Annotated in this window: 24 protein-coding genes; 12 read left to right on the top strand and 12 right to left on the bottom strand. The window is 70.8% G+C overall.

Translation table 11 applies throughout. The annotated features are described in order from the left end of the window. Positions 1–38 precede the first annotated feature (38 nt). From OC490_RS12840 to OC490_RS12830, 3 genes are all read left to right on the top strand, one after another. Entirely contained in the window at positions 39–941 is a 903-nt protein-coding gene (locus tag OC490_RS12840; protein ID WP_262058029.1) for a ribokinase, read from the top strand. Beyond that, positions 938–1,327, top strand: coding sequence for a D-ribose pyranase (rbsD, locus tag OC490_RS12835; protein WP_262058028.1), 390 nt, complete (start codon positions 938–940; stop codon positions 1,325–1,327). Before OC490_RS12840 ends, rbsD begins: the two co-directional genes overlap by 4 nt. Before the next feature lie 229 nt (positions 1,328–1,556). Continuing rightward, complete coding sequence (locus tag OC490_RS12830) at positions 1,557–2,537, top strand: AraC family transcriptional regulator (RefSeq protein WP_262058027.1); 981 nt, start codon at positions 1,557–1,559, stop codon at positions 2,535–2,537. A gap of 51 nt (positions 2,538–2,588) precedes the next feature. Here OC490_RS12830 and OC490_RS12825 read toward each other — a convergent pair whose 3' ends face one another. Both OC490_RS12825 and OC490_RS12820 read right to left on the bottom strand, forming a co-directional pair. Continuing rightward, complete coding sequence (locus tag OC490_RS12825; protein ID WP_262058026.1) at positions 2,589–2,936, bottom strand: hypothetical protein; 348 nt, start codon at positions 2,934–2,936, stop codon at positions 2,589–2,591. Further along, entirely contained in the window at positions 2,933–3,109 is a 177-nt protein-coding gene (locus OC490_RS12820) for a hypothetical protein (protein ID WP_262058025.1), read from the bottom strand. Before OC490_RS12820 ends, OC490_RS12825 begins: the two co-directional genes overlap by 4 nt. Before the next feature lie 124 nt (positions 3,110–3,233). Here OC490_RS12820 and OC490_RS12815 point away from each other — a divergent pair, with 124 nt between their 5' ends. Next, positions 3,234–4,058: a helix-turn-helix domain-containing protein gene (locus OC490_RS12815; protein ID WP_262058024.1), complete on the top strand. Its 825-nt coding sequence runs from the start codon at positions 3,234–3,236 to the stop codon at positions 4,056–4,058. Beyond that, on the top strand, positions 4,045–4,263 hold the full coding sequence (locus OC490_RS12810) for a DUF397 domain-containing protein (protein WP_262058023.1): 219 nt from the start codon (positions 4,045–4,047) through the stop codon (positions 4,261–4,263). Before OC490_RS12815 ends, OC490_RS12810 begins: the two co-directional genes overlap by 14 nt. Positions 4,264–4,358: 95 nt before the next feature. Here the strand turns inward: OC490_RS12810 and OC490_RS12805 are convergent, their stop codons facing one another. Genes OC490_RS12805 through OC490_RS12795 form a run of 3 tightly spaced genes read right to left on the bottom strand, consistent with a single transcriptional unit; the run spans position 4,359 to position 7,497 of the window. Beyond that, positions 4,359–5,156 carry a sugar phosphate isomerase/epimerase family protein gene (locus OC490_RS12805; protein ID WP_262058255.1) on the bottom strand — a complete coding sequence of 266 codons (798 nt, stop codon included), beginning with the start codon at positions 5,154–5,156 and terminating at the stop codon, positions 4,359–4,361. 35 nt (positions 5,157–5,191) lie between these two features. Continuing rightward, the gene (locus OC490_RS12800) at positions 5,192–6,343 is read right to left on the bottom strand and encodes a dihydrodipicolinate synthase family protein (RefSeq protein ID WP_262058022.1); all 1,152 of its coding nucleotides are present in this window, start codon (positions 6,341–6,343) and stop codon (positions 5,192–5,194) included. Continuing rightward, positions 6,340–7,497 carry a Gfo/Idh/MocA family protein gene (locus OC490_RS12795; RefSeq protein ID WP_262058021.1) on the bottom strand — a complete coding sequence of 386 codons (1,158 nt, stop codon included), beginning with the start codon at positions 7,495–7,497 and terminating at the stop codon, positions 6,340–6,342. Before OC490_RS12795 ends, OC490_RS12800 begins: the two co-directional genes overlap by 4 nt. Positions 7,498–7,724: 227 nt before the next feature. Between OC490_RS12795 and OC490_RS12790 the strand changes: the two genes are divergently transcribed. Both OC490_RS12790 and OC490_RS12785 read left to right on the top strand, forming a co-directional pair. After that, the gene (locus tag OC490_RS12790; RefSeq protein ID WP_262058020.1) at positions 7,725–8,771 is read left to right on the top strand and encodes a LacI family DNA-binding transcriptional regulator; all 1,047 of its coding nucleotides are present in this window, start codon (positions 7,725–7,727) and stop codon (positions 8,769–8,771) included. Between the two features lie 44 nt (positions 8,772–8,815). Then, positions 8,816–9,622 (top strand): DUF4253 domain-containing protein, encoded by an 807-nt coding sequence (locus tag OC490_RS12785; protein ID WP_262058019.1) that lies wholly within the window; start codon positions 8,816–8,818, stop codon positions 9,620–9,622. Positions 9,623–9,626: 4 nt separating this feature from the next. Here OC490_RS12785 and OC490_RS12780 read toward each other — a convergent pair whose 3' ends face one another. Next, positions 9,627–9,866, bottom strand: a complete 240-nt coding sequence (locus OC490_RS12780) for a hypothetical protein (protein WP_262058018.1) — start codon at positions 9,864–9,866, stop codon at positions 9,627–9,629. A gap of 216 nt (positions 9,867–10,082) precedes the next feature. On the opposite strand from OC490_RS12780, the gene OC490_RS12775 reads away from it, so the two are divergent. The 3 genes from OC490_RS12775 to OC490_RS12765 all read left to right on the top strand — a co-directional run bounded on the left by OC490_RS12775 (position 10,083) and on the right by OC490_RS12765 (position 12,844). Continuing rightward, the gene (locus OC490_RS12775; protein WP_262058017.1) at positions 10,083–10,952 is read left to right on the top strand and encodes a hypothetical protein; all 870 of its coding nucleotides are present in this window, start codon (positions 10,083–10,085) and stop codon (positions 10,950–10,952) included. A 132-nt stretch (positions 10,953–11,084) separates the two neighbouring features. Then, the gene (locus OC490_RS12770; RefSeq protein ID WP_262058016.1) at positions 11,085–12,026 is read left to right on the top strand and encodes a bifunctional helix-turn-helix transcriptional regulator/GNAT family N-acetyltransferase; all 942 of its coding nucleotides are present in this window, start codon (positions 11,085–11,087) and stop codon (positions 12,024–12,026) included. 17 nt (positions 12,027–12,043) lie between these two features. Continuing rightward, positions 12,044–12,844: a sugar phosphate isomerase/epimerase family protein gene (locus OC490_RS12765; RefSeq protein ID WP_262058015.1), complete on the top strand. Its 801-nt coding sequence runs from the start codon at positions 12,044–12,046 to the stop codon at positions 12,842–12,844. Positions 12,845–12,870: 26 nt separating this feature from the next. Here OC490_RS12765 and OC490_RS12760 read toward each other — a convergent pair whose 3' ends face one another. Genes OC490_RS12760 through aroA form a run of 3 tightly spaced genes read right to left on the bottom strand, consistent with a single transcriptional unit; the run spans position 12,871 to position 15,303 of the window. Next, entirely contained in the window at positions 12,871–13,443 is a 573-nt protein-coding gene (locus tag OC490_RS12760) for an RBBP9/YdeN family alpha/beta hydrolase (protein ID WP_262058014.1), read from the bottom strand. Then, complete coding sequence (locus OC490_RS12755) at positions 13,440–14,057, bottom strand: GNAT family N-acetyltransferase (RefSeq protein ID WP_262058013.1); 618 nt, start codon at positions 14,055–14,057, stop codon at positions 13,440–13,442. Before OC490_RS12755 ends, OC490_RS12760 begins: the two co-directional genes overlap by 4 nt. A gap of 10 nt (positions 14,058–14,067) precedes the next feature. Continuing rightward, the gene (gene aroA / locus OC490_RS12750; RefSeq protein ID WP_262058012.1) at positions 14,068–15,303 is read right to left on the bottom strand and encodes a 3-phosphoshikimate 1-carboxyvinyltransferase; all 1,236 of its coding nucleotides are present in this window, start codon (positions 15,301–15,303) and stop codon (positions 14,068–14,070) included. Between the two features lie 382 nt (positions 15,304–15,685). On the opposite strand from aroA, the gene OC490_RS12745 reads away from it, so the two are divergent. Further along, positions 15,686–17,470 (top strand): glycoside hydrolase family 3 protein, encoded by a 1,785-nt coding sequence (locus OC490_RS12745; RefSeq protein WP_262058011.1) that lies wholly within the window; start codon positions 15,686–15,688, stop codon positions 17,468–17,470. A 112-nt stretch (positions 17,471–17,582) separates the two neighbouring features. Next, positions 17,583–18,209 (top strand): hypothetical protein, encoded by a 627-nt coding sequence (locus OC490_RS12740; protein WP_262058010.1) that lies wholly within the window; start codon positions 17,583–17,585, stop codon positions 18,207–18,209. 36 nt (positions 18,210–18,245) lie between these two features. Here the strand turns inward: OC490_RS12740 and OC490_RS12735 are convergent, their stop codons facing one another. The 3 genes from OC490_RS12735 to OC490_RS12725 all read right to left on the bottom strand — a co-directional run bounded on the left by OC490_RS12735 (position 18,246) and on the right by OC490_RS12725 (position 24,058). Continuing rightward, on the bottom strand, positions 18,246–19,661 hold the full coding sequence (locus OC490_RS12735; protein WP_262058009.1) for a S28 family serine protease: 1,416 nt from the start codon (positions 19,659–19,661) through the stop codon (positions 18,246–18,248). A gap of 96 nt (positions 19,662–19,757) precedes the next feature. Continuing rightward, positions 19,758–20,150 carry a hypothetical protein gene (locus OC490_RS12730; RefSeq protein ID WP_262058008.1) on the bottom strand — a complete coding sequence of 131 codons (393 nt, stop codon included), beginning with the start codon at positions 20,148–20,150 and terminating at the stop codon, positions 19,758–19,760. 185 nt (positions 20,151–20,335) lie between these two features. Then, a complete protein-coding gene (locus OC490_RS12725; protein WP_262058007.1) occupies positions 20,336–24,058 on the bottom strand; it encodes an ABC transporter ATP-binding protein in 3,723 nt (1,240 codons plus the stop codon). Positions 24,059–24,129 lie beyond the last annotated feature (71 nt).

Here is a 24,129-nt window from a genome sequence, read left to right as displayed (position 1 = left end):
GGTCACCACACCAAGTCACCACTGTGGGGAGTCACTTCATGTACGACTACGACCTGCTGGTCGTCGGATCGGCCAACGCCGACCTCGTGATCGATGTCGAGCGGCGGCCGGGCGCCGGCGAGACGGTCCTCGGTTCCGACCTGGCCGTCCACCCCGGCGGCAAGGGCGCCAACCAGGCGGTCGCCGCCGCCCGGCTCGGTGCCAGTACGGTCCTGCTGGCCCGGGTCGGCGACGACGCGTACGGCAGGCTGCTGCTCGACTCGCAGCGGGCGGCCGGGGTCGACACGGTGGGCGTGCTGGTCGGCGGGGCGCCGACCGGGGTCGCGCTGATCACGGTGGATCCGTCCGGCGACAACAGCATCGTGGTGTCGCCGGGGGCCAACGGGAAGCTGTTCCCGGTGGACATCCAGGCCGCCGCCTGCCTCTTCCACGCCTCCCGGGTGGTGTCCGTACAGCTGGAGATCCCGCTGGAGACGGTCGTGGAGGTCGTACGGAGTCTGGCGCCCGACAGCCGGTTCGTGCTGAACCCGTCGCCGCCCCGGCCGCTGCCGTCCGAAGTCCTGGCGGCCTGCGACCCGTTGATCGTCAACGAGCACGAGGCGAGGGTGATCCTCGGGGACGCGTGTGTGAGCGAGCGGCCCGAGGACTGGGCCCGGATCCTGCTGGCGAAGGGACCGCGTTCGGTGGTCGTGACGCTGGGCGCGGAGGGCGCGCTGGTGGCCTCCAAGGACGGGGTCACCCGGGTGCCGTCCGTGAAGGTGGACGCCGTGGACACGACGGGCGCGGGCGACGCCTTCACCGCGGCGCTGGCCTGGAAGCTGGGCACGGGTGCGTCGCTGGCGGACGCGGCGTCGTACGCGGCCCGGGTCGGGGCGGCGGCCGTCACCAGGAAGGGCGCCCAGGACTCCTTCCCGACGGCGGACGAGGTCGCCGCGCTGTGAAGAAGGCAGGGATCCTCAACCGCCATCTCTCCGGCGCGCTGGCCGAGTTGGGGCACGGGGACGGGGTGCTGGTGTGCGACGCCGGGATGCCGATCCCGGCCGGGCCCCGGGTGGTGGACCTGGCGTTCCGGGCCGGGGTGCCGTCGTTCGCGGAGGTGCTGGACGGGCTGCTGGCCGAGCTGGTGGTGGAGGGCGCGACGGCGGCGAGCGAGATACGCGGCGCCAACCGAGCCGCCACCGCCCTCCTCGACGCCCGCTTCCCCGACCTGGACCTCGTCTCCCACGAGCGGCTCAAGGAGCTGTCGGCGGGCGCGCGGCTGATCGTACGGACGGGCGAGGCGCGGCCGTACGCGAACGTGCTGCTGCGGTGCGGGGTGTTCTTCTAGAAGTGTGACAGTTCGGGCGAATGTGTAACGCTTTCAAATTCGAGGGGGCCCGGTCCGTCGACCGGGCCCCCTCGGGTTTTCCCCTCCAGCATCAGAACCCCCACGATCCCCCCAGATCCCCCTCCAAGAGTCCTGATGCAAAGTACGACCCGCGCGGTGCGGGCAGGGTTGTACGGACTTCCAAGATTCTTTTGGCGGAGACGACGAAGACACGGAGAGGGGCGGCCGGATGATCGGGACGTTGTTCCGGAGTGACGACGTGCCGGTGGAGGACCGGTTCGACTACTGGCGGGAGTTGATCCATCAGGCGATCGCGCCCAGTCACATCAGCAGCGAGCACGCCGGGGACTTCTGGGCGGAGCAGCGGATGATGGAGCTGGGGCCGGTGTATGTGTGGCCCACGTCGTTGCTGCCGGCGCGCTTCGTACGGACCGAGAAGCTGGTGCGGCAGTGCGACCCGGAGACGTACCACCTGTCGCTGGTGCTCGGCGGCGGCCTGGGTCTGGACCACGTGGGCCGGACCGATTTCTACGGCCCGCTCGACCTGTGGGTGACGGACAGTTCGCGCCCGTACGACGTCCGCCCGTCGACGGCGGACGGACGGCGGGCGGTCACGGGGGTCGGGGTGGACTTCCCCAAGGCGTTGATGCCGATGTCCCCGGACCGGATGCGGCCGTTGCTGGGCAGGCGGTTGTCGGGCCGGGAGGGTACGGGCGCACTGCTGACGGGTTTCCTGGCCGGCCTGGACCAGCAGGCGGAGTCCCTGCGGCCGTCGGACGCGACGCGGTTGGGCACGGTGGTGGTGGACCTGCTGGCGGCGTGGTTCGCGCAGGTGCTGGAGGTGGAGTCCGCGCTGTCGCCGGAGACGCGCCACCGAACCCTGATCGCACACATCCGGGCATTCATCCGGGACAACCTGCACGATCCGGAGCTGACTCCGCCGGTGGTGGCTGCCGCGCACCACATCTCCTTGAGCTACCTGCACCGCCTCTTCCAGGAGGACGCCCGGGGCGAGACGGTGGCGGCGTGGATACGTGCGCAGCGTCTGGAAGGTGCCCGCCGCGACCTGGCGAACCCGGCGTTGCGGGACACCCCGATCCGCGCGATCGCCGCCCGCTGGGGCTTGTTGCGCGCGGCGGACTTCACGCGGGCGTTCCGCCAGGCGTACGGGTTGTCGCCGAGGGAGTACCGGATACGGGGAGTCGAGTAGACGGAGAACCAACATCACGCATGGACTCTCCGCTAACGACAGTTCCGGGGCTCACCCCGCATCCTGATCATTCGGTGCCTGGTGCTCCATCGCCGCGGGGGTGTGATGGAGCACCAGGGCACCGCCTTTCTCCAGCCGGGCTCCCCGGCTCTCCGCGATCCGCCGGACATCGCTCAGGGACTCGACCAACCGCCTTGCCAGATAGCGCAGTTCGGCACCGGTGGCGCGGTGCGCGGCGAGGATGGCATCGGCGTGCCCGAGCAGTTCGTCGGCCATCCCGAGCTGTACGTCTTCGACGTCGTCGGCCATCCGCGATACGTAGCCGGCGCCGTCGCCGACGACGTAACAGGGGTTTCCGTCCAAGGTGGTCCAGGGCAACAGGCGTCCTTGGTCGGTCACTTGCCGCCCTCCCGACGGGGAACGCCGAGCGAGCCCATGCCGACACCGCGGAGTTCGTACGACGGGGTGGGCGGGCGCTCTCCGGTGGCGTAGCGGGTGGAGCCGCCGACGTACGGACACGAGTAGGGGCGGTAGCACCCTGGCTTCAGGAACCGGGCGATGCGGGCGAACACGGTGACCTCCTGCTTTCCCTCGACTGCGAGCTGTGGCGAATCAGTCACAGAGTGGGGTCGGCGCTGGCTACGCTGCCAGTACCTGGAGGTTGACAGCGCGTACGTCAAGTTGGGGGTCGCGGCCATGACCGGATCTCGTTCACCTCGGACGCAACGGGAGAAGTACGGGGAGGAGTTGAGGCTGCGGCGACTTGCGGCCGGTCTGACGCAGGAGGGACTGGGCGAACTGGTCGTGTGCTCGCCGACGCTGATCAGCCACTGGGAGTCGGGGAGGCGGCTGCCGAGGCCCGATGACGCACGGCGGATCGATCAGGCGCTGGCAACGGACGGGTTCTTCCTTCGCTGGCTGGAGGACCTGGAGTCGAAGTACGCGGACCACTTCGCAGCCGTAGCCGAGCTGGAGCAACAGGCCACGCTCATCCAGCAGTTCGCTCTCTCGCTCGTTCCAGGCGTGTTCCAGACCGACGACTACGCGCGTGCGTTGTTCCGCGCGTACCGGCCGAACCACACCGCGGCGGAACTTGACGAGGCCGTTGTCATTCGAACAAAGCGTGCCCAGATTCTCGACGGCCCGTTGAAACCGGTCGTCTGGACGCTGCTCGACGAGTCCGTGCTGCGGCGCCGGGTTGGCGGCTGTCAGGTGATGGCCGAACAACTGCACAAGATCGGCGACTTGGCTGAAGCGGGGCGCATGCGACTGCACATCCTCCCGTTCGGCGTCGGAGCACACGCGCTCCAACAGAGCCTGCTCACGCTCATGAGCTTCGACGACTCGGCCCCGGTGGCCTACGCCGAGGGCTTCCTCACCGGCAACTTGATGGATGATCCAGCGCTGGTGACCGCCGGCCAGACGGCCTACGCTCTGGTCTTGGGCGACGCCTTGTCGCAGCAAGAGTCACTGGCCCTCGTCAGAGCGGCAGCGGAGGAACACGCGCATGGTCAGCAGTGAGCACATCGTCTCCGACTCGTCCGCCCTCACCGGGTGGTACAAGTCCAGCCACAGCGGCGGCGATCAGGGCGAGTGCCTTGAGGTGGCGCGCGGCTACGCCGGTGTGCCCGTCCGCGACAGCAAGGCCGTCACCGGCCCGGCGTTGGTGTTCTCGACCGGCCACTGGGCGGCGTTCGTCGGTGCCGTCAAGGGTGGTCGGGTCTAGTACGTCGAGTCGGCGGCCGACCGTTTTCCAGGAGTGGGACTCCCGCACCGGTGAGTCGACCCACCGCACGGGAGCCCCACGCACACCTCAGCGGCTCACAGCACGTGCTCCACGAACCGCGCCGCCGTCTCGGCCAGCACCTCGCGCCCGTCGCGTGCCCACAGCGCGTCGTTGAACAGCTCGACCTCGACGGGACCGGTGTATCCGGCGGCCTCGACGTACGCCTTCCACTCCCGCATGTCGATCGCGCCGTCCCCGATCTGCCCGCGGCCGTTGAGGACGCCCTCGGGCAACGGGGTGGTCCAGTCGGCGAGTTGGAAGGTGTGGATACGGCCGCCCGCGCCGGCCCTGGCGATCTGCGCCGGGGCCTGGTCGTCCCACCAGATGTGGTACGTGTCGACCGTGACGCCGACCTGCCGCGCGGGGAAGCGCTCGGCGAGGTCGAGGGCCTGGGTGAGCGTCGAGACCACGCAGCGGTCGGAGGCGAACATGGGGTGCAGCGGCTCGATGGCCAGCCGTACGCCCCGCTCCTCGGCGTAGGGCCCCAACTCCCCCAGCGCGTCGGCGATCCGCTCCCGCGCGCCGTGCAGGTCCTTCGAGCCGGCCGGCAGACCGCCCGACACCAGCACGAGGGTGTCCGTGCCGAGCGTGGCCGCCTCGTCCACGGCCCTGCGGTTGTCGTCCAGGGCACGGGTGCGCTCGGCCGGGTCGAGCGCCGTGAAGAAGCCGCCCCTGCACAACGTTGTCACCGTAAGCCCCGCGTCGCGGACCAGCTTCGCGGTGGCCTCCAGGCCGTACGACTGGACCGGCTCACGCCACAGGCCGACACCGGGGACGCCCAACTCCAGGCAGGCGTCGACCAGTTCGGGCATGCCGAGCTGCTTCACCGTCATCTGGTTGATGGAGAAGCGGGACAGATCCGGATTGCTCACTGGGTCACTCCGTACAGGGCGAGCAGGTTCTTCATCCGTTCCTCCGCGAGCTTCGGGTCGGGGAACAGGCCCAGGCCGTCGGCGAGTTGGTAGGCGCGGGCGAAGTGCGGGAGGGAGCGGGCCGACTGGAGGCCGCCGACCATCGTGAAGTGCGACTGGTGGCCCGCGAGCCAGGCCAGGAACACCACGCCCGTCTTGTAGAAGCGGGTCGGGGTCTGGAAGAGGTGCCGGGACAACTCGACGGTGGGGTCGAGGAGTTCGCGGAACCCGGCCGTGTTCCCGGTGTCCAGGACGCGGACCGCCTCCGCCGCCAGCGGGCCGAGCGGGTCGAAGATGCCGAGCAGGGCGTGGCTGAAGCCCTGGTCGTCGCCCGCGATCAGCTCGGGGTAGTTGAAGTCGTCGCCGGTGTAGCAGCGGACGCCCTGCGGCAGTCGGCGCCGGATGTCGATCTCCCGCTGAGCCTCCAGGAGCGACACCTTGATGCCGTCCACCTTGTCGGGGTGGGCCGCGATGACTTCGAGGAACGTGTCGGTGGCGGCGTCCAGGTCGGACGAGCCCCAGTAGCCCTCCAGCGCCGGGTCGAACATCGGGCCGAGCCAGTGCAGGACGACGGGCTCGGTGGCCTGCCGGAGCAGGTGGCCGTAGACCTCAAGGTAGTCCTCGGGGCCCTTCGCCACGGCCGCGAGCGCCCGCGAAGCCATCAGGATGGCCTGCGCGCCGGACTCCTCGACGAGGGCCAACTGCTCCTCGTACGCGGCCTGTACGTCGGCCAGGGTGCCGCCGGTGATCTGGTCGGTGCCGACACCGCACGCGATCCGGCCGCCAACCGCCTTGGCCTCTGCGGAGCTTCGGCGGATCAGCTCGGCCGCGCCCGCCCAGTCCAGGCCCATGCCGCGCTGGGCGGTGTCCATCGCCTCGGCGACACCGAGCCCGTGCGACCAGAGGTGGCGGCGGAAGGCGAGGGTGGCGTCCCAGTCGACGGCGGCGGCCGAGTCGGGGCTCGTGTCGGCGAACGGGTCGGCGACGACGTGGGCCGCCGAGAACACCGTACGAGAGGTGAAGGGGGTGCCGGAGGTGACGGCGAGGGGTTCGGGGCGCGGCTCGTAGGACCTCAAGGCCCCTGACGCGTCGGGGAGTTGGATGGTCACAGTGCGATCTCCGGGACGTCGAGGCGGCGGCCCTCGGCGGACGACCTCAGGCCCAGCTCGGCGAGCTGGACGCCACGGGCGCCGGCCAGCAGGTCCCAGTGGTAGGGGGCGTCGGCGTAGACGTGGCGGAGGAACAGTTCCCACTGCGCCTTGAAGCCGTTGTCGAAGTCGGCGTTGTCGGGGACCTCCTGCCACTGGTCGCGGAAGACCTCGGTGGCGGGGATGTCGGGGTTCCACACCGGCTTGGGGGTGGAACTGCGGTGCTGGGCACGGCAGTTGCGCAGGCCTGCGACCGCCGAACCCTCCGTGCCGTCCACCTGGAACTCGACGAGCTCGTCGCGGTTGACGCGGACGGCCCAGGAGGAGTTGATCTGGGCGATGGCTCCGCTGTCGAGTTCGAAGATGCCGTAGGCGGCGTCGTCGGCGGTGGCGTCGTAGGGCTTGCCGTTCTCGTCCCAGCGCTGCGGGATGTGGGTGGTGGCGATGGCCTGGACGGACTTGACGCGGCCGAACAGCTCGTGGAGGACGTACTCCCAGTGCGGGAACATGTCGACGACGATGCCGCCGCCGTCCTCCGAGCGGTAGTTCCACGACGGGCGCTGGGCACTCTGCCAGTCGCCCTCGAAGACCCAGTAGCCGAACTCGCCCCGGATCGACAGGATCCGGCCGAAGAAGCCACCGTCGATGAGCCGCTTGAGCTTGAGCAGGCCCGGGAGGAACAGCTTGTCCTGGACGACGCCGTGCTTGATGCCGGCGGCGTCGGCGAGGCGGGCCAGCTCCAGGGCGCCGTCGAGGCCGGTCGCGGTCGGCTTCTCGGTGTAGATGTGCTTGCCCGCGGCGATCGCCTTCTTGAGCGCCTCCTCGCGGGCCGAGGTGACCTGGGCGTCGAAGTAGATCTCGACGGTCGGATCGGCGAGGACCGCGTCGACGTCCGTGGAGACGTTCGCCGGGTCGAGGCCGTGCTGCTCGGCAAGCGCCTTCAGCGCGTGCTCGCGTCGGCCGACGAGGATCGGTTCCGGCCACAGCACGGTTCCGTCGCCGAGGTCTAGACCACCCTGCTCGCGCAGTGCGAGGATCGAGCGGACGAGGTGCTGTCGGTAGCCCATGCGCCCCGTCACGCCGTTCATGGCGATACGCACCGTCTTGCGTGTCACGTGTTTCCCTTCGTCCACATACGTCTCAACAACGCAGCAAGCGCTTTCTATATATGCAGAAGCTAGCCTTTGCACATAGGTCTGTACAAGACCGTGATGGGGTCGAGTTGTTCGAGGGGGCGAACAACAGGGGCCGATGGCCTTATCGTCTGCTCGGACGGGGGCTTCCTATGAGCAGCCTATGCACAACGTCGTACGACAAGATGCGCGACCGGAGGACGAACGACATGACGGTGACCCTGGCGGACGTGGCGGCCCGCGCCCAGGTCTCCCCCGCGACGGTGTCGCGCGTACTGAACGGCAACTACCCGGTCGCGGCCACCACCCGCGAGCGGGTGCTGCGCGCGGTCGACGAGCTCGACTACGTCCTCAACGGTCCCGCGAGCGCGCTCGCGGCGGCCACCTCCGACCTCGTCGGCATCCTGGTCAACGACATCGCCGACCCCTTCTTCGGGATCATGGCGAGCGCGATCCAGGCCGAGATCGGGGGTCCGGGCGGGCGTGCGGGCGGTGAACGTCTGGCTGTGGTGTGCAACACAGGAGGCTCCCCGGAGCGCGAGCTGACGTACCTGACCCTGCTGCAGCGGCAGCGGGCGGCGGCCGTCGTACTGACCGGTGGAGCCATGGAGAACGCGCCGCACGCGGCTGCCGTCGCGGCGAAACTGCGAAAGCTCGGGGAGGCCGGGACGCGCGTGGTGCTGTGCGGACGCCCGCCGGCACCGGACACCGGGGCGTTCGCGTTGACCTTCGACAACCGCGGGGGCGGGCGGGAGCTGACCGAGCACCTGATCGGCCTCGGGCACCGGCGGCTCGGCTACATCGCGGGCCCGGAGGAACGGACCACGACCCGGCACCGGCTGGAGGGCCACCGCGAGGCGCTGGCCGCGCACGGCATCGCGGAGGACCCCCGGTGGACCGTGCACGGACGCTACGACCGCCGGTCCGGCTACGAGGCGACGCTGGAACTCCTGCGCCGCGACCCGTCGTTGACGGCCGTGGTCGCGGCGAACGACTCCGTCGCGGTGGGGGCGTGTGCGGCCCTGCGGGAGTCCGGTCGACGGATCCCGGACGACGTCTCGGTCGCCGGCTTCGACGATCTCCCGTTCAGCGTGGACGCGGTGCCTTCTCTTACGACGGTGCGGTTGCCGCTGTCGGAGGCGGGCGCGCGGGCCGGACGGATCGCGATGGGGCGGGAGGAGCCGCCGCCGGGCGGGATCGCCACGGTTCGCGGGGAGTTGATGGTGCGGGGGTCTTCGGGGGTGCCTCGGAAGTAGCGGGGCAGGCCCGCCTTGTCAGTGCCTCCACCTATCGTCCCGCCATGGTCTTCCCACTGCCCGACGAACTGTCCCTGTCCCCCGGTCGCTTCGAGACCCGGGGGAAGACGGAGGTCTGGTTCGCCGACGAACTGCCCGATGGCATCGTGGAGTTGTGGCCCCGGTTGCTGGAGCGGGCCGAGGCCGACGGCCTGTATCCGTTCATCTGCTGGCGCGACGACCCTTACCAGCCCGAGGACTTGAGCACGGTCGACGCCGTCCGGCTCGACACCGAACTCGCGGCGGACTTCGCCGAGTACCGGCGCCGGCGGCTGCCGTACTGGTCGAGTCCGCCGGCGACCGACGTCCTGCCGGACGACGACGATCCGGACGACATCACGCCCTGGCCGCACGATCCGGGGCCGCCCTTCGAGTCCTGGCCCGGGCTCGCGCCCGCCGAGCCGGTGACCGGTGCCGGACTGAGCCCCGCGCAGACCGCGGGGTGGGCAGTAGATCAACTGCTGCGCACCGAGCCCTTCGTGCGCACCTGCCAGCTGGCCCTGGTGCCCGCCCGCCGCAGCGCCGACGTGCCGGCGATCGTCGGGTGGGAGCCCAGGGCTCCGCTTCCGCTGCTGTGCGCGCTGTTGCGAAGCTGGGAAGAGCGGTTCGGGGCACGGGTCCTGTCCGGGTTCGGGGGCGCCCTGACCGTGTCGGTCGCCCGGCCGCCCCAGGACCTCCCGCAGGCCGAACGGCTCGCCCTGGAGCATGTGCTGACGACCGCCGACAACATCGTGGACGATCCTCCGACCCCGTTCCCGGAGTACTCGGGCGAGCTTGTCGGGCGACATCTGTGGCGGTTCTGGTGGGACTAGGAACTCACCATCGAAGTGCGAGGCCCCCTATGCCCCACACCACCAGACCGAGCATGGTGAAGGCCAGCAGGTGACAACCGCAGGCCATTTCAACGGCGTTGGGTCTGTCCCTGCTCGACTCGGGTGTTTTCTCGCGCCATTTCGGGACCATCAGGCGGGCCCAGAACCACCAGGCCGGAAGGGCCACAGGTGTGGCAACGGCCAGCAGGACGACGTAGGCGACCGGCGTCGACTGGACATACATGTGCGCGAGGAGAACTGGACGCCCGGCGGATTCAGGAACCGTGACCACGGGCCGATCGTTCCAGAGCCGATCGCCCGCAGTCCCCCATGGACACCGCTTCCGGTCTCCGGCAAGAAGTTCCCGTCCGTTCCTGCGAGTTCAGGGCGTCGACAGCCTCGGAGCGGCGGAGAACAATCGGCCCGGTGTACCGCTCCAGCGCCATGAGGAGAGCCGGGAATGACGAGTGCGGGGCAGAGTGGGCCGCCGACGCTGATCGTGCGGTCGCCGGACGCCGTGACCCGGCTGACGGCCGAGGGTGTCGTGTGGGAGGAGCGTGCCACCGTCACCCGCATTCCCTACCTCGCCGTCCTCCGTGCCGCCACGGAACCGGTCGGCGCCCGACAGGTCCGGCTGCGTATCGAGGTCGCCGACAGTGCCCACGGCCGGCCCGGCGGGTATGAGCTGGTGTGTGGCAGGCGTGCCGCCCGGACATTCGTACGCGCCGTACTCTCGCAGCGCGCCGCCCTGCCGGCGACGGATGCGGTCCCGTCCGTGACGGACGAGCCGCGCACGGCGGCTCCGCCGACCCGCCGCACCCGCGGTGAGCCCGCCTTTCGTGTACTGCTCGGGGTCGTCGTACTGAACTTCCTGGCCGTCCTGGCGACCGGACGGTTCATGGCCGCCGTACTGAGCTGCTTCGGGTTCTTCGCCTGGTGGGGCTGTGCCGACCTGACAGGTCACATCGTCTCGGTCGCGCGTGACCCGTGGGCGTCCCTCACCCGGGGTGTGGAGGTGGAGGCCGACTACGTCAGGTCCGAGACGCGTCCCGGCAGCAGCGGCCGGATGGCGCGCACCTGGGTGTACCGGTACACGGGCCTGGACGGTCAGGTGTCCGAGTACCTGACCGGTCCGCTGCTGCGCGGCTCGAAGCCCCCGCCGACCAGAACGGTCACCGTCGTCCCCGACAGCAAGCAGGGTGCCCGGTCTCGGGCCGACGCCGGGTTCACCCTGCTGATCCTGCTGCCCGCCCTCCTCCTTGGCCTGGCGGTGGTGGGCAGCGCCGCCCTCGTGGCGATACCGGGCGTGCTGCTGTGGGGGATCGGCTGAGCCGGTGCCCACGGGGAGCCGCTCCGGGTCCGGGAGCAAAACCATGGACGAGCGGTCCTCCTCGGTACTACCGTCGGAACCGCAATACCTCTGACTGAGTCAACTACCCTGAGCGAGCACCGGGGATCGATCATGACCGTCCAGGACATCCGCGCCTTCAACCGCTTCTACACGAACGTCATCGGCGCCCTCGACTACAGCCGCCACCTCTACGCCCCCTTCACCCTCACCGAGTCCCGCGTCCTGTACGAACTCGCGCACTCCCCGCACACGGACGCGGCCGACCTCCGCTCCGAACTGTCCCTGGACGCCGGGTACTTGAGCCGGATCCTGAACCGGTTCGAGCAGGACGGGCTGATCGAGCGGGCGCCCTCGGAGCGGGATCCGCGGCGGCGGCACATAACGCTCACCGCACACGGGCGGGAGACCGCCGACCTGCTGGCCGAGCGGGCGGACGAATCCGTCGGCGCGCTGCTCGCGACCGTACCGGCCACCGACCGGCCCCGGCTCTCCGAGGCGCTGCACACCGTACGCACCATCCTGTCGCCGGACACGGACGGTCACCGGCCCCGGCCCGAGGACGTCGTGCTGCGGGAGCCCGGGCCCGGTGACCTGGGGTGGATCGTGCAGCGCAACGCGGCGCTCTACTCCGCCGAGTACCACTTCAACGCCGACTACGAAGGGCTCGTGGCACGGATCGTCGCCGACTTCGCCGAGGATCACGATCCGCATCTGGAGCGGGTGTGGATCGCCGAGCTCGACGGGCGGCCGGTGGGGTGTGTGATGTGCGTACGGGACGACGCCCCGGGTACCGCCCGGCTGCGGTTGCTGCTCGTCGAGCCGGATGCCCGAGGGCTTCGGATCGGCGACCAACTCGTCTCGGCGGTCGTCGAGTTCGCGGGCGGTGTCGGTTACCGCGACCTCGTGCTGTGGACCAACGACATCCTCGGCGCCGCCCGCCGCATCTACCAGCGGCACGGTTTCGCCCTCGTCGCCGAGAAACCCCACCGCTCCTTCGGTCAGGACCTCGTCGGCCAGGACTGGCGCCTCGACCTGCACGGAAGTCGTGAGTGACGAGTAGGGTCGAGAGCATGAAGTTCGCGTTCTCCACCCTCGGTGTCCCGGGGCTCCCCCTCGCCGACGTGCTGCACCTCGCCGTCACGCACGGCTACCACGGTGTCGAGTTGCGCGCGCACCCGGAGGAGCCCGTGCACCCCGGTATCGACGCCGCCCAACGGGCCGATGCGGTGGCCGAGTTCAAGGCGGCCGGGGTCGAAGTCCTGGGTCTCGCAGGGTACGCACGCGTGGCCGCGCCGGGCGACGACGACACCGTACTCGCGGAGATCCGTGAACTCCTGGAACTGGCACGGGACTTGGGGGCACCCTTCGTCCGCGTCTTCCCCGGCGGAGGTACCGACCAGTCCGCCCACGAGGCCGACGCGACGGCCGCGCGGCGGCTGGGCACGGCGGCGGAGTGGGGTGCCGACCTCGGCGTACGGATTCTGCTGGAGACCCACGACTCGCACCGGACCGGCGCGGACGCGCTCCGCGTGCTCGGCCCGGTCGGGCACCGGCAGGTGGGCGCGCTCTGGGACGTCATGCACACCTGGCTGGGCGGCGAGCAGCCGGCGGAGACGTTGGCCGCGCTGGGCCCGTATCTCGGATACGTGCAGGTCAAGGACATCGCGTCGGCCGACGACACCACCCCGCTGGCACTCGGCGCAGGCGTCCTGCCGCTCGCCGAGTGCGTGGAGCTCCTGACCCGGCACGACTGGGACGGCTGGCTGTGCTGGGAGTACGAGAAGCGCTGGTACGAGGCCGCCGCGCCGCTGCCCGAGCTGCTGGCCGCCGGTCACCACCATCTGGCGCGGCTGCTCAACGACTCCGCGTAGAGCGTAGGCACGGCGCGAGCACGACGTCAGCGAGCCGTGAGCGGCGCCGTCCCGTCCAGACACCACTCCAGTACCGCAGGCCAGGAGCCGTACCCGGCGTCCAGGTCGAGGTGACCCGCGCCCGGAATGATCTCGGTGGGGATGCCGAGCGGGTCGCCGAAGACGGTGCGGGCGCCTTCCGGGCAGTACGGGTCGTCGTCGCCGGCGACCAGCCGGGTGACCCCGGGAAGCGTCAACTCGGCGGTGGGCGGCGCGAATTCGGCGATCTCCGGATGCTGTACGACCACGGAGGCGGACGGCGGTGCGACCAGCAGCACCCGGTCCGCGTCACCGTCCCGGACCACCCCGCGGGCGACGGCGTGCAGCCACAGCAGGACGGAGGCGCTGTGCGCGAGGACGACCCGCTCGCCTTCCGGCAACTCCCGCAGCCGCCGGGCGAGTTCGCCGAGCCACACCTCCAGGTCGGGGTCGTCGGGATCGGGCAACTGGGGGTACGTCACCTCGTGGCCGAGTGCGCGGAGCCGGTCGGCGAGCCAGTGCTGCCAGTGTCCCTCCGGGCGGCGGTTCTGCCAGCCGTGCAGGATGAGATACGCGCTCATGACCTGGACACCCGTTCCTCCAGCGCCTTTTCGCACTCCTCCCACTCCTCCGCCGTGATCGAGTAGATCGCGGAGTCCCGCAGCCGGCCGTCCTCACCCGGCGCCCAGGAGCGGGACCAGTTGCGCAGGACGCCCTCGAAGCGGGCGCCGACACGCTGGATCGCGGCCCGGGAGCGGTCGTTGCGGGCGTCCGTCTTGAGGTCGATCCGGGAGACGTGCCACTCCTCGAAGGCGTGCCGGAACAGCAGGAGTTTGGCCTCCGCGTTGATGCCGGTGCCCTGCGCGGAACCGGCCAGCCAGGTGAACCCGACCTCCACGGCGTCGAGTTGATCGTCCGTCAGCCAGCAGCGGGGTTCCCAGTAGGCCGTGGCCCCGACCGCCCGCCCGGTCGCCGTCGAGATCTGGGCGTACGGGGCGAGCATGCCCGTGGCCGCGCGGGCCAGCTGGGCGTCGATGTACGGGCCCACCTGGTCCGCCCTCGGCACCCAGGTGAACGCGTACGACCCCCGGTCCTCCTCCGCCGCCACCGCCAGATCGGCCGCGTGCCGGTGGTCGAGCGGCTCCAGCCGCACCGACTCACCCGTCAGGACCGGTGCCTTCAGCTCGAACGCCACGCTGCTCCCCTCATGCCGGCAACTGCCCCCGCAGCGCCCCGAACGCCTCGTGAAAACCGGGGAAAGTCTTGCGCACGCACCCCGGGTCGTCGAACGAAATACCCGGCACCCGCAGCCCGGTCACCGCGAAGGACATGACGATGCGATGGTCGCCGTAGGACTTGATCTCCGCGCCGACCGGGGTCTCGGGCCGGATCTCGATCCAGTCGTCCCCCGTCACGACCTCCACGCCCAGCCGCCGGAGGTTCTCCGCGCAGGCCTCCAGGCGGTCGCACTCCTTGACGCGGGTGTTGCCGACGTCCTCGATGCGGACCGGGCCGGAGGCGAAGGGCGCGAGCGCGGCCAGCGTCGGCATGGTGTCCGAGATGTCCCGCATGTTGACCGTGAGGCCGCGGAGTTCGCCGGTGCCGCGCACCCGGGTGCCGTGCGCGTCGGTCGTCACCTCCGCGCCCATGCGGCGCAGTACGTCGACGAAGGCCAGGTCGCCCTGGAGCGCGCCGGTGCCGAGCCCGGGGACGGTGACCTCGCCGCCGGTGACCGCGGCGGCGGCGAAGAAGTAGCTCGCGGTGGAGGCGTCCGGCTCGATGTCGTAGGTGGTCGCGGTGTAGCCGCCCGGCGGGACGACGTAGACCGTGCCCTCCCTGCGCACCTCCACCCCGAACGCCCGCATCATCGCGATGGTGATCTCGACGTACGGCGCGGAGACGAGGTCCGTGACCCTGATCCGCAGGCCCTTCCTGGTCAGCGGGCCGAGCAGGAGCAGGGCGGTCAGGTACTGCGAGGACTGGCCGGCGTCGAGCACCACCTCGCCGCCCTCGACCCCGGACGCCTCGATGCGCAGCGGGTGGTGGCCCTCGGCCTCCTCGTGGCGCAGGTCCACGCCCAGGTCGCGCAGGGCACGGGTCAAAGGGAGCAGCGGCCGGCGGCGCATCTGCGGGGACGCGTCGAAGCGGAAGCTGCCGTGGCCGGCCGCCGCGAGGGTGGGCAGGAAGCGGGCCGTGGTCGCGCCGTCCCGGCAGTACACGTCGGCCTCGGCGACCGCCGGTCCCTGCGGGCGGCCGTCGATCTGCCAGGCGTCGGGGGTGCGGCCCACCCGGTAGCCGAGCCGGGTCAGTCCCTCCGCGAAGCCCTCGGTGTCGTCCGAGCGGAGCGGACGCCGGAGGGTGGTGACGCCGTCGGCCGCGGCGGCCAGGAAGAGCGCGCGGGCGGTGACGGACTTGGAACCGGGGATGTCGACTACGGGCATGTCCTCATGATCGGGCGGTGGCCGCCCGCCGCGCCGGGACGTCCACGGGATGGACGACCGCCGTTCGCCCGCGTGTACCTGTGCGTGACCGCATCCGTCCCGTTGTGCACAGGTTCACCAACTTCCGGGAATCGGCCCGCGGACGGGAACCCGGGCCCGTTCAACTCCGTCCAACCGGCATGCTGCCGGATGAGTCTCCGCGGTACGGCGTCGGCCTCGCTGCTGGCTGCGAACGCTGACCAACCCTCTCCTCCGTACCGCGGCCGGCAGCAAGCCGTCATCGGCGCGCCCCCCTCCAACTGCGCCGATGGCGGCCCCTCCCCTGGTTACTGTGCACTCCCCTGACAGGCGGAAACCTCTCCGGAATCCGGAAGGAGCGCACATGCCCTCCAGACGCACCGTCCTCGCCGCGACCATGGGCGTCACGGCGTCCCTCGCGGTCGGCACCCCCGCCCACGCCGACGACACGGCACTCCGCTCGCTGATCTCCCGCATGCCCCTGGAGGAGAAGGCCGGCCAGCTCTTCGTGACGCGGGTCTACGGCCACTCCGCCACCGCCCCCGACCGGGCCGACGCCGACGCCAACCTGAGCGAGCTCGGGGTGCGCACGGCCGCCGAGCTGATCGCGAAGTACCGGGTCGGCGGGATCATCTACTTCAGCTGGGCGCACAACACCCGCGACCCGCACCAGATCGCCGACCTCTCCAACGGCATCCAGCAGGCATCGCTCGGCCTGCCGCGCGGGCTGCCCGTGCTGATCGCCACCGATCAAGAACACGGTGCCGTCTGCCGGATCGGCAAGCCCGCCACGCTCTTCCCGGGCGCGATGGCGCTCGGCGCCGGCGGCTCCCGCGCCGACGCCCGCGCGGTCGGCCGGATCTCCGGCGCCGAGCTGCGCGCGATGGGCGTCAACCAGGACTACTCCCCCGACGCCGACGTGAACGTGAACCCGGCCAACCCGATCATCGGCGTACGGTCCTTCGGTGCCGACCCGGACGCGGTGGCCGGCCTGGTCGCCGCCGAGGTCACGGGGTACCAGGCCAGCCGGGTGGCGGCGACCGCCAAGCACTTCCCCGGGCACGGGGACACCGCCGTGGACAGCCACACCGGGTTCCCCGTCATCACGCACAGCCGCGAACTGTGGGGAAAGCTGGACGCCGTGCCCTTCCGGGCCGCCGTCAAGGCCGGGATCGACGCGATCATGACCGCGCACCTCAAGGTCCCGGCCCTCGACGACTCCGGCGACCCGGCCACCCTCTCCCACCCGATCGTCACCGGCGTGCTGCGCGGCGAACTCGGCTACGACGGCGTCGTGGTCACCGACTCGCTGGGCATGGCGGGCGTCCGCCAGAAGTACGGCGACGACCGCGTGCCGGTGCTCGCGCTGAAGGCCGGGGTCGATCAACTCCTCGACCCGCCCTCCCTGGACATCGCGTGGAACGCCGTCATCAAGGCAGTACGAAACGGGGAGTTGACCGAGGCACGGCTCGACGAGTCGGTGCTGCGGGTGCTGCGGCTGAAGGCACGGCTCGGACTCTTCGAGGAGCCGTACGTCAGCCGGGCGGGCGTGGACCTCGTCGTCGGCAGCGCCGAACATCTCGCCACCGCCGACCGCATCGCCGAGCGCACCACCACCCTGCTCGTCAACCGGGCGGGGCTGCTCCCGCTGTCCCGCCGTACGCACGGGAACCTCCTGGTCGTCGGCGCCGATCCGGCCTCGCCGTCCGGTACGACGGGACCGCCGACCGGTGCACTGGCCGCGGCCCTACGGGAGTTGGGCTTCATCGTGACCGTCCTGTCCACCGGCACAGCCCCCTCCGCCGACACCGTCGCCAAGGCCGTGGCGGCGGCGCGGGCGGTGGACGCAGTGGTGGTGGCGACCTACAACGTCACCGCGGCCGACCCGCAGAAGACCCTGGTCGAGCAACTGATCCCGACCGGCACACCGGTCGTGGCCGTCGCCGTCCGCAACCCCTACGATGTTGCCCAACTGCCCACCGTCCCCGCCTACTTGGCGTCCTACTCCTGGACCGACGTCGAACTGCGGGCGGCAGCACGGGTGATCGCGGGCCGGGTCACCCCGCGCGGGAAGCTCCCGGTGGCCGTGCAGCGCGCGGACGACCCGGCGCAGGTGCTGTATCCGGTCGGTCACGGACTGTCGTACTAGAGGTACGTCGGCCACCCTCCCCGCCCCCGCCAACTGGCCCAAAGCCCCCCGCACGGCTGGCGTGCGCCCGGCACCGAGGGTCACGCTGGGCAGGGGACGTCCGGGGGGAACGATGGGTGAGAGATGGAGCGCCGGGGCGGTGTGCGCGCTGCTCGCCGCCCTGCTGGCCGGCTGCTCCTCCGCCAACGGCTCCGACGCCGGTGACGGCCGCCTCGGCGCCAAGGCCTCCCCGTCCTCGGCCACCCAACCCACCGGCTACGGCGCGGTGTTCCTCGGCGTCGACGAGTGCAGCTCCTTCGGTACGACGAGCTTCACCGAGGTGCCGTGCACCAGCGAACGGGCCGCCGCCCGGGTCATCGCCCGCTACGACGGCGACGTGAGCAGCGGTCCCGTCTGCCCGGCGACCACCGACTTCGTGCTGCACATCAGCGCCCAGGGCACCTCGGGCACGGGCCGCGACAGCGCCGTACCGAAGGGCTACGCCTGTATGCGCAACCTGGAACCCCCGCACCCCGGCGACCCGGGCGGCGGGGGCGGCCCCCGCACGATCGCCGGCGACTGCGTCTACGGCTCGGGCAGCGGCCAGGTCCGGGAGACCGCGTGCGACGGCTCGGGACAGCGGAAGCCGCAGTACAAGGTGGTCAAGGCAGTGGTCAAGCGCGCGAGTTGCCCGGCGTCGACCGCCCTGTACGTCCAGCTCGGCGGCCCGCAACCGGTGGGCTGCGCCCGGCCGGTGTAGTCGAACCACCACCAACGGCCGGGCGCAGTAAGGGTGTTACGGGCGCAGTGTCGGCTCGCGCTCGACGCCCTGCCGGTCCAGCCTCGCGTCGTACGGCGCCAGCGGCTTCGCCTGTGCCGTCGTCGCGGCGGGGACACCCGCCCACGCCAGGATGCGCGCGGTGGCCAGTGCCTTCTGGTCGGCGGTCAGCGCCGCGACGTTCGCGCCGTGGTTGAGGCCGGGCGCGGTGAAGACGTACGAGTCCTTCGCGCCCTTGCCGACGGCGAACCGCTCGGCGCCCCACGGGTCGTTCTGGCCGTAGACGAAGAGCATGTGGTCGGCGTGGTGGCGGACCCAGGTGTCCACGTCCCGCATCGCGCCCGGCTGGAACCTCATCGGGATGGAGCGCGGGACGAAGTTGCGGGGCGGCTGGTAGCCGTAGCGGACGTACTTCTTCTCGATGTACGGGAACTGGACGGTGGGCGCGCCGAGTTGGGTGCCCGCCTGGTAGTAGTACGGGGTGTACGGGGACAGGCCCTGGTCGGTGTAGAAGGAGAAGCCGGAGATCGTGTCGACCGAGGTCCAGATCTCGTCGTCGGTGGCGGTCGCCGCGTCGGCGGGGATGGTGTCGCAGTCGGAGAGCAGGCTGTACTGCCAGAAGCCCCAGACGTAGTCGAGGACGACGGCTTCGTAGGCCTTGTCCAGGCTGCCGACGGTGGTGAAGGTGAAGCCGTTCTCCGCCGCGTAGGCCGCGTACTTCTGCTCCAGCGGCTCCCGGCGCACCAGCGCCTCACGCTGTACCGCGTCCAGACGGTCGCGGCACTCCTTGGTGCCGACCTTGGTGAAGAAGCGGTCGTAGGCCGAATCCTCGTTGTTGACCACGTCGTTGGGGGCGACGTAGGCGACGACGCCGTCCATGTCACGGGGATAGAAGCGCTCGTAGTAAGTGGCGGTCATGCCGCCCTTCGAGCCGCCGGTGGCGATCCAGTTCTTGGTGTAGACCGACTTGAGGGCCTTGAAGACGCGGTGCTGGTCGCTGGCCGCCTGCCAGATGTCGAGCTTGGACCAGTCGGCGGGCTCGGGCCGGGACGGCGTGAAGTACCGGTATTCCAGGGAGACTTGGTTGGCGTCCGCGATCCGGGTCGGTTCGCTGCGGCTGGGGGTCGTGGAGACGTTGTAGCCGCTGGTGTAGAAGACCGTCGGGCGCGAGACGTCCTTGTGCAGCACGGTGATCCGCTGCTGGAACGTGCCCTTGGACGGGTGCCGGTGGTCGATCGGCTGGGTGTAGTTCAGGACGAAGTAGCGGTAGCCGGTGTACGGCTTCTCCTGGACCAGGCTCATGCCGGGTATCGCCAGCAACTGGTCCTTGATGTCAGTGACTTGGCCGGCCTGGGCGGCGGTGGCCACCCCGGCCGTACCCAGCGTGCCTATGAGCACGGTGAGCGCCAGCAGCCATCTGAGCGCCTTGCGCATGCGGTCTCCCCTGTGAGGCAGTTGTGAACCGGAAGCTATCCGAGCAACTACCGTCACACCAGAGGGGTTTGTTCACTCAGGGCACTGGCCTGGGGTTCAGCACAGGATCCAGCCCGAGCCGACCGAGCCGCCGGCGACCGCGCCCTTGATCCGTACGCAGCGGTGGCCGGCGTGCACGGTGACCGGTCCGGCGCGGCGCGTGTACCGCCCCTTGTCGACGACCGGGCGGCTGCCGCGGGCCTGGACGCTGACCGACATCGTGCGCTTGGCGCCGGGGGTCTTGGGGGCGGTGTACGCGCAGATGTAGTCGCCCCGCCGGAACACATGGACGGTGCCGGTGGAGAAGGGCAGCGTCGCCACCTCCCGCCCCGGGCAGACCGAGGCCGCCTGGGCGCTGCCTGGGGCCGCGAGCGCGAGCAGTCCGGACACGGTGAGCACGGCCATGCCGAGCGCCACCCGCCGTCGTAGCGCACCCATGTCCACAGTCATCCCTCCCGCACAGCAGCCGAACAGCGTACTGATGTACGGACGCAAGACGTATGTCGAACGGTTGCGCGCCCCCTCAGCGGGACGTACCGACCGGCTCCTCGGCCTCGGGCACACCGACGAAAGTCCGCCACAGCCCGGCGGCCGGACTCCGTCCGGCGCTCGGTGTGGCCGCGAGCCCGCGCAGGTCAGGCGGCGGTCGCGGGCACATCCTCTCCGACGAAGGTTCGCCACAGCTCGGCGTAGTACCCGTCGAGCGCGAGCAGCTCGTCGTGGGTGCCGTCCTCGACAACCCTGCCGTGATCCATCAGCACGACCCGGTCCGCGCGGGCCGCCGTTGTCAGGCGGTGGGCCACGACGAGGGTGGTGCGGCGGCCGGCGAGGCGGTCGGTGGCCTGGTTGACCTGGGCTTCTGTGGCCAGGTCCAGGGCTGCTGTCGCCTCGTCCAGGAGGAGGATGTCGGGGTCTACCAGCTCCGCGCGGGCCAGGGCGATCAGCTGGCGCTGGCCCGCCGAGAGGTTGCGGCCCCGCTCGGCGACCTCGTGCAGGTAGCCGCCGTCCAGCGTGGCGATCATCTCGTGTGCGCCGACCGCGCGGGCCGCCGCCTCCACCTCGGCGTCGGTGGCGTCGGGGCGGCCGTAGGCGATGGCGTCGCGGACGGTGCCCTGGAAGAGGTACGCCTCCTGGGGGACGACGCCCAGGTGGTGGCGGTACGACGTGATGTCCAGGGACCGGAGGTCCGTGCCGTCGACCGTCACCCGGCCGCCCGTCGGGTCGTAGAAGCGGGCCACCAGCTTCACGAGGGTCGACTTGCCCGCGCCCGTCTCGCCGACGAAGGCGACCGTCTGGCCCGCCGGGATCGTCAACTCGACGCCCCCGATGGCCTCTTCGTCATCGCCGTACGCGAAGTGCACGTCCTCGAAGGCGATGTCGCCGCGCAGGGAGAGGACTTCGAGGGGTTCGTCGGCCGCTCGGGTGGAGGTCGGTTCCTGGAGGAGTTCCTGGATGCGGCCCAGCGAGACCGTGGCCTGCTGGTAGCCGTCGAAGACCTGGGAGAGCTGCTGGACCGGGGCGAAGAACAGGTCGATGTAGAGCAGGTACGCGACCAGGGCGCCTGTCGTGAGCGTCGCGTCGTCCACCCTGCCCGCGCCCGCGATCAGTACCGACGCCGCCGCCACCGACGACAGCAACTGCACGAAGGGGAAGTAGATCGAGATCAGCCACTGGCCCCGGGTGCGGGCCGCGCGATAGCTGCTGCTGCGCTCGGCGAACCGTCGGCCACCATCGCGCTCGCGCCGGAACGCCTGCACGATCCGCAGCCCGGACACCGACTCCTGAAGGTCGGCGTTGACCAACGACACGCGCTCACGGGCGAGTTCGTACGCCTTCACGCTCGCCCGGCGGAAGAAGAACGTGGCGATGACGAGCGGGGGAAGCGTCGCGAACACGACGAGCGCGAGCTGTACGTCGATCACCAGCAGGGCGACCATGATGCCGAAGAAGGTGACGACCGAGACGAAGGCCGTGACCAGGCCCGTCTGCAGGAAGGACGAGAGGGCGTCGACGTCCGTCGTCATCCTCGTCATGATCCGGCCGGTCAACTCCCGCTCGTAGTAGTCGAGTCCGAGGCGTTGGAGCTGCGCGAAGATCTTCAGGCGGAGCGTGTAGAGGACCCGCTCCCCGGTGCGTCCGGTCATCCTCGTCTCACCGCGCTGTGCGACCCACTGCACGGCCACCGCGACGAGCGCCAGCAGCGAGGCCGACCAGATCGCGCCGATCGCCATCTTGGTCACGCCCTGGTCGATGCCGTGCCGGATCATGACCGGCAGCAGCAGGCTCATGCTCGCGTCCACGGCGACGAGGCCGAGGCTGATCAGCAGCGGGGCGCCGAAACCGCGCAGCAGCCGGCGCAGCCCGTAGGAGTCCTCGGCACGCACCGCGCGCGACTCGTCGATGTCGGGGGTGTCGGTCGCCGGGGGCAACGCGTCGACCTGTGCAAGGAGTTCGGGCGTCGCGGGCATCCCGGACAGCGCGGTGTCCTTGGGCTCGCGGTCGCCGGTCCACAGCCGGGGCGTGAGCCCGCGCTCGGCGTCGAACTCCGCGTCCAACTCCGCGCGTACGGAGGTGTCTTCGGCCGGTTCCGCGGCGGGCAGGGCGTGGCCGGGCGAGACACCGCCGAGTTCGTCGGGGTCGGTGAGGAGGCGGCGGTAGAGCGGTGAGCGCTCCTGGAGTTCGTCGTGCGTGCCGATGTCGGCGAGCCGGCCCCCGTCGAGGACGGCGATGCGGTCGGCGAGGTTGAGGGTGGAGCGGCGGTGCGCGATCAACAGCGTGGTCCGGCCCTCCATGACCTGCTTCAGGGCCTCGTGGATCTCGTGCTCGACGCGCGCGTCCACCGCCGAGGTCGCGTCGTCGAGGACCAGCAGGCGCGGGTCGGTGAGGATCGCGCGGGCGAGGGCGACGCGCTGGCGCTGGCCGCCGGAGAGGGTGAGGCCCTGCTCGCCGACCGTCGTGTCGTAGCCCTCGGGGAGTTCCGCGATGAACCGGTCGGCCTGCGCGGCCCGGGAGGCGGTGAGGATCTCCTCCTCGGTCGCGTCGGGGCGGCCGTAGGCGATGTTGTTGCGGACCGTGTCGGAGAAGAGGAAGGAGTCCTCGGGGACCAGGCCGATCGCGGCGCGGAGGGAGTCCAGGGTGAGTTCGCGGACGTCGTGGCCGCCGATGAGGACGGCGCCGTGGGTGACGTCGTAGAAGCGCGGGAGGAGGAGCGAGACCGTGGATTTTCCGGAGCCGGAGGAGCCTACGACCGCGAGGGTCTCACCGGGGTGGATCTCGAAGCTGAGGCCGTCGAGGACGGGGCGGTCGTGGTCGTAGCCGAAGGAGACGTCGTCGAACTCGACCGTGGCCGGGGCGTCGGCGGGGAGTTCCTTGGTGCCGTCCGCCATCGAGGGCTCGGTGTCGATGAGTTCCAGGACGCGTTCGGTGCCGGCGCGGGCCTGCTGGCCGACTGTGAGGACCATGGCCAACATGCGGACCGGGCCGACGAGTTGGGCTAGGTAGGTGGAGAAAGCGACGAACGTGCCGAGCGTGATGTGACCGCGCACCGCGAGCCAGCCGCCGAGGGCGAGCATCGCGACCTGGCCGAGGGCGGGGACGGCCTGGAGGGCGGGGGTGTACTTGGCGTTCTGCCGGATGGTGCGCAGCCGGCCGGCGTAGAGGCGACGACCGACCTCGCGCAGTTTCCCGGTCTCCTGGTCCTCCTGCCCGAAGCCCTTCACCACGCGTACACCGCTGACGGCGCCGTCGACGACTCCCGCGACGGCGGCGGCCTGGGCCTGCGCGTACCAGGTGGAGGGGTGGAGCTTGCTGCGGCTGCGGCGGGCGATGAAGCCGAGGGCGGGGGCGACGGCCAGGGCGACCAGGGTCAGCGGCAGCGACAGCCAGGCCATGATGGCGAGGGAGATCACGAAGAGCAGGACGTTCCCGATGGTCATCGGGAGCATGAACAGCAGGCCCTGGATCAGCTGGAGGTCGCTGGTCGCGCGGCCGACGACCTGGCCGGTGGACAGCTCGTCCTGGCGGCGGCCGTCAAGGCGGGTGATCGTGCCGTACATCTCGGTGCGCAGGTCGTGCTGGACGTCGAGGGCGAGCCGGCCGCCGTAATAACGCCGGACGTAGGTGGAGACGTAGACAAGAAGGGCGGCGGCGATCAGGGCGCCCGCCCAGGGGGCCATGGAGCGGGTGTGGCCGGTGATCACGTCGTCGATGATCACCTTGGTGACCAGCGGGACGACGGCCGTGACCGCCATACCGGCAAGGGAGGCGCCGAGGGCGAGGACGACGTCCTTGGGGTATCGCCAGGCGTACCCGGCGAGCCTTCGGGCCCAGCCCTGCGTCTCCCCCTGTTTCACTGCCACGCGGGTGCCTTCCGTTCGCCCTGATCATGGAGTCCCTGATCAGCTGGTCTTCCGGAAGGCACCAACGCGGA

This window comes from Streptomyces sp. STR69 (genome assembly GCF_024519455.1).
Lineage (GTDB): Bacteria > Actinomycetota > Actinomycetes > Streptomycetales > Streptomycetaceae > Streptomyces.
Note: the sequence above shows the minus strand (reverse complement) of the source record. Positions and strands in the feature narration are given on the sequence as shown.

Bases quoted from the DNA above. Each gene is read 5' to 3' on its own strand.
- OC490_RS12780 (WP_262058018.1), bottom strand. From the start codon at position 9,866: ATGTATGTCCAGTCGACGCCGGTCGCCTACGTCGTCCTGCTGGCCGTT.
- OC490_RS12810 (WP_262058023.1), top strand. From the start codon at position 4,045: ATGGTCAGCAGTGAGCACATCGTCTCCGACTCGTCCGCCCTCACCGGG.
- OC490_RS12785 (WP_262058019.1), top strand. From the start codon at position 8,816: ATGGTCTTCCCACTGCCCGACGAACTGTCCCTGTCCCCCGGTCGCTTC.
- OC490_RS12760 (WP_262058014.1), bottom strand. From the start codon at position 13,443: ATGAGCGCGTATCTCATCCTGCACGGCTGGCAGAACCGCCGCCCGGAG.
- OC490_RS12730 (WP_262058008.1), bottom strand. From the start codon at position 20,150: ATGACTGTGGACATGGGTGCGCTACGACGGCGGGTGGCGCTCGGCATG.
- OC490_RS12775 (WP_262058017.1), top strand. From the start codon at position 10,083: ATGACGAGTGCGGGGCAGAGTGGGCCGCCGACGCTGATCGTGCGGTCG.
- aroA (WP_262058012.1), bottom strand. From the start codon at position 15,303: ATGCCCGTAGTCGACATCCCCGGTTCCAAGTCCGTCACCGCCCGCGCG.
- OC490_RS12740 (WP_262058010.1), top strand. From the start codon at position 17,583: ATGGGTGAGAGATGGAGCGCCGGGGCGGTGTGCGCGCTGCTCGCCGCC.
- OC490_RS12840 (WP_262058029.1), top strand. From the start codon at position 39: ATGTACGACTACGACCTGCTGGTCGTCGGATCGGCCAACGCCGACCTC.
- OC490_RS12790 (WP_262058020.1), top strand. From the start codon at position 7,725: ATGACGGTGACCCTGGCGGACGTGGCGGCCCGCGCCCAGGTCTCCCCC.
- OC490_RS12805 (WP_262058255.1), bottom strand. From the start codon at position 5,156: ATGACGGTGAAGCAGCTCGGCATGCCCGAACTGGTCGACGCCTGCCTG.
- OC490_RS12770 (WP_262058016.1), top strand. From the start codon at position 11,085: ATGACCGTCCAGGACATCCGCGCCTTCAACCGCTTCTACACGAACGTC.
- OC490_RS12765 (WP_262058015.1), top strand. From the start codon at position 12,044: ATGAAGTTCGCGTTCTCCACCCTCGGTGTCCCGGGGCTCCCCCTCGCC.
- OC490_RS12745 (WP_262058011.1), top strand. From the start codon at position 15,686: ATGCCCTCCAGACGCACCGTCCTCGCCGCGACCATGGGCGTCACGGCG.
- OC490_RS12735 (WP_262058009.1), bottom strand. From the start codon at position 19,661: ATGCGCAAGGCGCTCAGATGGCTGCTGGCGCTCACCGTGCTCATAGGC.
- OC490_RS12830 (WP_262058027.1), top strand. From the start codon at position 1,557: ATGATCGGGACGTTGTTCCGGAGTGACGACGTGCCGGTGGAGGACCGG.
- OC490_RS12815 (WP_262058024.1), top strand. From the start codon at position 3,234: ATGACCGGATCTCGTTCACCTCGGACGCAACGGGAGAAGTACGGGGAG.